This is a genomic window from Sulfuricella sp. T08 (genome assembly GCF_000971475.1).
In the GTDB taxonomy this organism is placed as follows: domain Bacteria; phylum Pseudomonadota; class Gammaproteobacteria; order Burkholderiales; family Sulfuricellaceae; genus Sulfuricella.
The window spans coordinates 22,914-29,694 of sequence record NZ_DF967555.1 but is presented as its reverse complement, the minus strand read 5'-3'; the positions used below and the strand labels follow the sequence as shown (position 1 = coordinate 29,694).

At 56.8% G+C, this 6,781-nt stretch carries 7 protein-coding genes; 6 read left to right on the top strand and 1 reads right to left on the bottom strand.

Annotation, left to right across the window (positions count from 1 at the left end):
- Window positions 1–542 precede the first annotated feature (542 nt).
- From SCT_RS13820 to SCT_RS13805, 4 genes are all read left to right on the top strand, one after another.
- On the top strand, window positions 543–1,019 hold the full coding sequence (locus SCT_RS13820) for a hypothetical protein (protein WP_144408278.1): 477 nt from the start codon (window positions 543–545) through the stop codon (window positions 1,017–1,019).
- A gap of 89 nt (window positions 1,020–1,108) precedes the next feature.
- Entirely contained in the window at window positions 1,109–3,103 is a 1,995-nt protein-coding gene (locus tag SCT_RS13815; protein ID WP_059424087.1) for an alkaline phosphatase, read from the top strand.
- A gap of 67 nt (window positions 3,104–3,170) precedes the next feature.
- A complete protein-coding gene (locus SCT_RS13810) occupies window positions 3,171–3,827 on the top strand; it encodes a hypothetical protein (protein WP_059424086.1) in 657 nt (218 codons plus the stop codon).
- Window positions 3,828–3,948: 121 nt separating this feature from the next.
- Window positions 3,949–4,566: a protein phosphatase CheZ gene (locus tag SCT_RS13805; RefSeq protein WP_059424080.1), complete on the top strand. Its 618-nt coding sequence runs from the start codon at window positions 3,949–3,951 to the stop codon at window positions 4,564–4,566.
- Window positions 4,567–4,592: 26 nt separating this feature from the next.
- On the opposite strand, the gene SCT_RS13800 is transcribed toward SCT_RS13805, so the two are convergent.
- A complete protein-coding gene (locus SCT_RS13800; protein ID WP_059424076.1) occupies window positions 4,593–5,225 on the bottom strand; it encodes a MarC family protein in 633 nt (210 codons plus the stop codon).
- Between the two features lie 319 nt (window positions 5,226–5,544).
- Here SCT_RS13800 and dusB point away from each other — a divergent pair, with 319 nt between their 5' ends.
- Window positions 5,545–6,546, top strand: coding sequence for a tRNA dihydrouridine synthase DusB (gene dusB, locus SCT_RS13795; RefSeq protein ID WP_059424073.1), 1,002 nt, complete (start codon window positions 5,545–5,547; stop codon window positions 6,544–6,546).
- The gene (locus SCT_RS13790) at window positions 6,543–6,779 is read left to right on the top strand and encodes a helix-turn-helix domain-containing protein (protein ID WP_059424071.1); all 237 of its coding nucleotides are present in this window, start codon (window positions 6,543–6,545) and stop codon (window positions 6,777–6,779) included. The genes dusB and SCT_RS13790 overlap by 4 nt, the downstream gene beginning before the upstream one ends.
- Window positions 6,780–6,781: the final 2 nt, after the last annotated feature.

Here is a 6,781-nt window from a genome sequence, read left to right as displayed (position 1 = left end):
GCTGTTTCAGGCTAATTCCGGTGGAAAAAAGCCTGATGCCGCAATATGTTTAATTCGAGGTCCTGAATGATGACTTGTTCAGGGCTTCCCTAACCCACACTGTCAAAGGCCTGCATCCTCGCTCGCCTTTGCTTCTTCGCACAAAATCCGCCCCTGAAGCCTCGCTTTCGGTAATCCCACGACTTCATCCGGTACACCCTGACTCACCGTGATCATTTGCGCGCGCCATCCGGGTGCGGATGTGACTCATACAGCATAAACATGCAATCAAATTGCGGTCTTTATGTTACAAAAAAATGATTGTTTTATGACAAAGCGTTGCTGCATTGAATAAAGCTGCAACAGCATGCTTGATTTAATCAAAGTGTCACAAACCGACCTTAATATCACCACCCAGCATAACAACACAACCGTTCAATATTTGGAGTTACCCCATGGCAATAGCTTCTTCATTCAGGGCACATTTCGTCCTTTTTTTACTAGTTGTGACCGGTCTCGCGAGTCCGGGATTTGCCACCGCACATGGTGCGGCACCTCAAGTCATGACGTCGCAAACGCTTTCCATGCTGTCCGTTGCAGGTGAACTGCCCCCACCGCCTCCAGGCGTGACCGATCTGAAATTCCACGATTTTTTCAAAATGCCTGTCGGTCCTGGCGGACTGGTACCCTCAGAAAAGCTCCTCGGCCTGAACGGCAAGCACGTGCGCATCATCGGCTACATGGCACAACAGGAAACGCCTTCCACCGGCGTATTTATTCTCTCGCCCATCCCGGTCGTCATGGGTGATGAAGACGAGGGCCTCGCCGACGATCTGCCGCCCAACGTTGTTTTCGTGCATCTTGAGAAAAATGACCACGTTGTCCCATTTATTCCAGGATTACTCAAACTCAGTGGCATTTTGAGCGTAAGTAGCCAGGAAGAAGCAGATGGACGGGTTTCCTCCGTGCGCCTGCTGCTTGACCCGGAACTGGCCCAGGCATTCCTGCATAACGATCAGGAGCACCATGCCAGGAAGTAAATCCTGGATTGCCGACGGCAGCGCAGCGTCAGCTCCAGTTTCAGATGTACCCCTCCAACTTACCCTTTAAAGAATTTAGGAGCCTAGAAATGTTACAAGCCATTCCCGCACGAAAACGTCTTAATTTGTTGATCGCCATTGCTCTCGGCACGACCGCATCCGTGAGCATAGCAGCGCCTACCGTTTCCCGCCTGACACCCCCGAGCGAATTATTTGCTTCCGGAAACCCAGCTCCAGTCATCGCGCGTTTCCTGCCTGGACAGCGCTTCGACTTGCAAGCGACGGTGCGCCCTGATGCCGGCACGACGATCACCGGCTTTCAGTTCGCAGTTGATGGCATGCCCCTGGCCCCAGCCGCCGGCACGACAAGCACCGTCACCACCGGCTTGGTAAGCGGCCTGCCCGCCAACACTGCGGTGGTTTCGCAGCGCGCTTATGCGAACAATACTCCCGGCATGCATACCCTTACCGTGACCGCTACCCAGAGCGATGGACAAATCGCCACGGCAACCGGCAACTTTGAAGTTGTCGGCATCACCGCACAAGGCCGCCCCGCCAAAAACATCATCATCATGCTGGGCGACGGCATGGGTGGTGCACAACGTACTGCGGCCCGCATCATGTCCAAGGGATATGCTCAGGGCAAAGCGAAAGGCCTTCTGGCTATGGACACCTTCCCGTACACCGGCATGGTGATGACCTCTTCGCTGAACTCCATCGTTACCGACTCTGCCCCTGGCATGGCTAACTATGTCAATGGCAACAAAGCCAATAATAACCAGGAAGGCGTGTTCCCTGACGACACCACGGATGCGTTCGACAACCCCCGCATCGAGTACCTGTCCGAATATCTGCACCGCATCAAGGGCAAGTCCCTGGGCATCGTGACCACGGCTGACGTTTTCGACGCCACACCAGCTGCAAATGCCGTGCACACTTCCAACCGCGGCAACGGCACCGGCATCGTCGATCAATACCTGGATGACCGCGGCCTGACCGGCCTGACCGTGCTGATGGGCGGCGGCCGCAAGTGGTTCCTGCCAAACGCGTCCAACAGCACTAGCCCGCAAGCAGTCAATGGCTCGCAGCGCAGAACATCCAACGACTACATTCTGCCAAGCGATATCGTTTCCGGCTGGGGTGCTGCACCGGGAGCGAAGGACAACAACCGCGACCTGATCGCCGATTTCCAGGCTGCCGGCTATAACTACGCCCCAGACAATACCACCCTGCAATCGGTCGCAGCCGGCTCTGACAAGCTGCTCGGCCTGTTCAGCTACTCCAACATGAATGTCGCATTCGACAAAATCGGCAAGCGTCGTGGCACTTCGACCGTGGTTGACGATTATGGCTTCCCTGATCAGCCCATGCTGGATGAAATGACCACTGCCGCACTTCAGGTACTGAAAAAGAACCCGAACGGCTTCGTCGCCATGATCGAAGGTGCTTCCATCGACAAGCAGGCACACCTGATGGATACCGATCGCTGGATTCAGGAAACCATCGAGTTCGATCGCGCCGTGCAGGTGGCCAAGGATTTCGCTACCCAGAATCCTGACACCCTGGTCATCGTTACCGCCGACCATGAATGCGCGGGTGTTTCGATTATCGGCGCGTCCACCAAGACAAATGCTGATTTGCAGGCATTGCTCGGCAGTGGCACTACTGCACTTCAGCGCGACCCTGTCGTTGGCACGTACGATGCGGCCAAGTTCCCCAAGTACACCATGAATGCTGACGGCTACCCAGCCACCACCGATGTCGACTACAAGATGCTGATCGGTTATGGCGCCAACGCGGATCGTTACGAAGCCTGGGTGTCCAACACCCAGCCGACACAGGATTCGCAGCAGCCGTTTGTCGGCGCATCGCCGCTCAACACCTACCCGGCTAACCCGAGTGTACGTAACAGTGGCACCGGCTTCCTGATTACCGGCCAGGTTCCAGGCGACAATGCCGTGCACACCGCTGCCGACGTTCCATTATCTGCTTTTGGCCGCGGCGCTTCCCTGTTCACCGGCGTGATGGATAACACGGACGTGTTCTTCAAGTTTGGCCAGGCTGCGATCGGCGGCGCGAAATAAATCAGTAAGTAAATCCCCCGGCGCTGCCGGGGGTAATTTAACTAACCTTAAATAGGAAGAAATCATCATGTCCAAAGAATCGACTTACCTGCGGCAAGCCCTGCTCGTCACCGCATTGTGCGCAAGCACCTTTGCCGCGTCAGCTGCTAATGCCGCCTATACCATCAACTTCGACAACCTGTCCGAAGGATCACTGGCTAACGCTGACGCAATCGCGCAAGCCAATGGTGTAACCTTCGCCAGCGGTCAACTCACCGACATCATCGATCCGGTCACGTTCGACGTAATCGGCCAGCACTGGCTCGCCGACCCAACCTGGAGCATCTATGCCAACAATCCTGCCTCTACCGGTTGGGGTATGGCACCTTCTGGCACCCAAGCCCTGGATGGTCGATATGATCAGGTGCTGATGCAGTTCGCAAAGCCGACCCAATTGACACATTTTTCTGTAGCCATGGATAACAGCAGCTATGGCTTCCCCGCTAACGTTAATCTTCTGTTCCTGGATGCCAACGGCCAGACCGTTCGTTCCGACAGCTTCCAGCAGAACATCACTACCAGTTTCGACGTGAACTTCTTGGCGCCGACCACGGTAAGCGCCGTCCTGCTGCCTAGTGGGAAGTTCTACGACAATATCGCTGTTACTGCTGTACCAGTGCCCGCTGCCTGGGCACTGCTCTCTTCTGGCCTGATGCTCCTGGGCTTCGCACGGCGATCTGTCTGATTGTCTACGCCAGCGGTCGGCCCTATCGGCTGCTGGCGGCCAGTCACATCATGACGATCGAGTAGCGGTGCCGCGAAAAAACTGGCAAACTGCCCCAAAACCCAAATAAAAAGGCTGCCACGTGAACAACGAATCGCAACATCCCGCACCGGGCAACGGATCCAGCTACAACGAACTCGGCCATCTGGTACGCCAGCTCCATGGCACCCTGCGAGAACTCGGCTGCGACGAGGCAATCCAGAACATGGTCGGCGAACTGCCGGACACTCAGGATCGCCTCAGCTACATTGCCCATCTCACCGAACAAGCCGCCCAGCGAGTGATCAACGCCGTGGAAAAGGCGCAGCCCCTGCAGGAAAAGATGGAAACAGATGCCCTGGAACTGGCCGAGGAATGGCGAAATGCCAAGGGGGCCGAAGAATTTCAGCGCATTGGCGAAAAAATGCATGCCTTTCTCGCCGGTATTCCCGGCCACACACGGGAAACCTCATCGCAACTCACGGACATCCTGATGGCCCAGGATTTCCAGGATCTCACCGGCCAGGTGATCAAGAAAATCTCCCATCTCACCCAGAACCTGGAGCACCAGCTGGTGCACATCCTGCTCATCAGCAAGCCGGCTGGCGATACCAAAGATGACACACTGCTTAACGGCCCGGTCGTAAAAAAAGAAGGTCGCACCGATATCGTGAATGGACAGGAGGAAGTGGACGATCTGCTGACTAGCCTCGGCTTTTAACGAGCGCAGGATCCAGGGAACGCACTCTACCCGCCCAGTAATCCGCTCTGCGCGATGCCGTCGAACATGAACTGCACCGCCAGGGCAGACAGCAGGATACCGAAAATCCGGTTGATCACCTGCATACCAGTCACGCCAAGGAAGCGGTGGAGCTGGCTGGCGGTCAGCATGGCGACGAAGGTGGCCAACATCACTACCAGCAGGGCGGCCAGAACGATTAGCTGATGCGTGACATGCCCCTCGGCATTCGCCATCAATAGGATCGCTGCCCCGATGGCACCGGGGCCGGCGATCAGGGGGGTGGCAAGCGGGAACACGGCAATGTCGTGCTTGTGTTCGGCCTCCCGGTCCTCCTCATCCGTCGTCGAGGTGGCGCCGGAGGTGCGCGCAAACACCATATCGATGCTGATCAGCAGCAACAAAATTCCGCCAGCCGTCCTCAGCGCCGCCAGAGAAATACCCATTCCGGCCAACAGAAACTTCCCGAGCAGCGCAAAAACAAGCAGGATCACCGTGGCAATCACGATCCCGCGGATAGCGATAGAACGCCGCTCCGAAGAGGCGGCTGTTGCCGTCAAGGCGGCAAACATCGCCGCCACATCGATCGGAGCGACCGTTGCAAAGAAGGTTGCCAGGGCAATGCCCGCTGTCTCAAACATTAATGCTCTCAAAGGTTTTGCTGCACATCATTCATTGAAGCACATATTGTGGGGTTTCCTCGGTCAAACGATAGCACGCTACGTGCCACACTTTACCCCTGCACCAAAGCAGGGCATATACCGGTTGAATTAAACACCGCATTCTTCTTCACGACAAGCGCCCTCTCGCTGGCATGGCACGCACCGCATCAAGGTATGGCCCTACCCAGAAACCGGCTTGCCGACCTCAATCAGCGATGTGGTTTTTCGTTGAGTTAATCCCTTTCCCGGCAACGGGTTTGGGATTACAATACCGCCCTTCCCGCTCAAAAAATAAGCAATGAAAATCGGCCCCTATTCCCTGAATAGCAATTTGGTCGTTGCCCCCATGGCAGGGGTGACCGACCGCCCTTTCCGCAAGCTGTGCCGCAGCTTCGGCGCGGGGCTTGCCGTGTCAGAGATGGTCGCCTCCAATTCCCTGCTCTACGGCAGCGAGAAAACTAAACGTCGGGCCAATAACGTGGGCGAATCCGAGCCGGTGTCGGTGCAGATTGTCGGCGCTGATCCGGCTATGCTGGCGGAAGCGGCGAAATACAATGCCGACCGTGGCGCCCAGATCATCGACATCAACATGGGCTGCCCGGCGAAGAAAATCTGCAACGTCATGGCCGGTTCGGCGCTGTTGCAGAACGAACTGCTGGTGGCACGCATCTTGGAAGCGGTGGTGAAGGCGGTAGATGTGCCGGTGACCCTGAAAATCCGTACCGGCTGGGACAAGGACAACCGCAACGCGGTCAACGTGGCACGCATCGCCGAGGCCTCCGGCATCCAGGCGCTGGCCATCCATGGCCGCACCCGTGCCTGTGGCTATAGCGGCGACGCCGAGTACGACACCATCGCCGCGGTCAAGACTGAAATCTATATTCCCGTGATCGCCAACGGCGATATCACCACGCCGCAAAAAGCCAAATTCGTGCTCGATTACACCAAGGCCGATGCCGTCATGATCGGCCGTGCTGCTCAGGGCCGACCCTGGATTTTCCGCGACATCGCGCATTACCTGAAAACCGGCGAGCTGCTGCCGCACCCCGATGTGGCCGAGACCCACAGCTTGCTGAACAGCCACCTGCATGAACTTTATGCCTTCTACGGCGAACACACCGGCGTGCGCATGGCCCGCAAGCACATTGCCTGGTACACCCGGGGCCTGCCGGATTCCGCCGGGTTCCGCCATGCCATGAACCAGTTGCAAACCGCCCGCGAGCAGCTTGACTCCGTCGAGCGCTTCTTTGCCGAGTCGACCGGACATACTTATTTGATGGAAAACGAGATGGCAGCATGATCAACGAAAACGAAATTTCAACCTGCGTGCGCAAGGCTCTGGACGGCTACTTCAAGGACCTGGACGGGGAAAAGCCCAGCGCCATCTATGAAATGGTGGTGGGCTGCGTGGAAAAGCCACTGCTGCAGGTGATCCTCGACCACGCCCAAGGCAACCAGACCCGCGCCGCCGAAATCCTCGGCCTGAACCGCAATACCCTGCGCAAGAAAATGAAAATCCACGGGATCAAATAGAG

Coding starts and splice junctions, on each gene's coding strand:
- SCT_RS13820 (WP_144408278.1), top strand. CDS start 543: ATGACGTCGCAAACGCTTTCCATGCTGTCCGTTGCAGGTGAACTGCCC.
- SCT_RS13815 (WP_059424087.1), top strand. CDS start 1,109: ATGTTACAAGCCATTCCCGCACGAAAACGTCTTAATTTGTTGATCGCC.
- SCT_RS13810 (WP_059424086.1), top strand. CDS start 3,171: ATGTCCAAAGAATCGACTTACCTGCGGCAAGCCCTGCTCGTCACCGCA.
- SCT_RS13800 (WP_059424076.1), bottom strand. CDS start 5,225: ATGTTTGAGACAGCGGGCATTGCCCTGGCAACCTTCTTTGCAACGGTC.
- dusB (WP_059424073.1), top strand. CDS start 5,545: ATGAAAATCGGCCCCTATTCCCTGAATAGCAATTTGGTCGTTGCCCCC.
- SCT_RS13790 (WP_059424071.1), top strand. CDS start 6,543: ATGATCAACGAAAACGAAATTTCAACCTGCGTGCGCAAGGCTCTGGAC.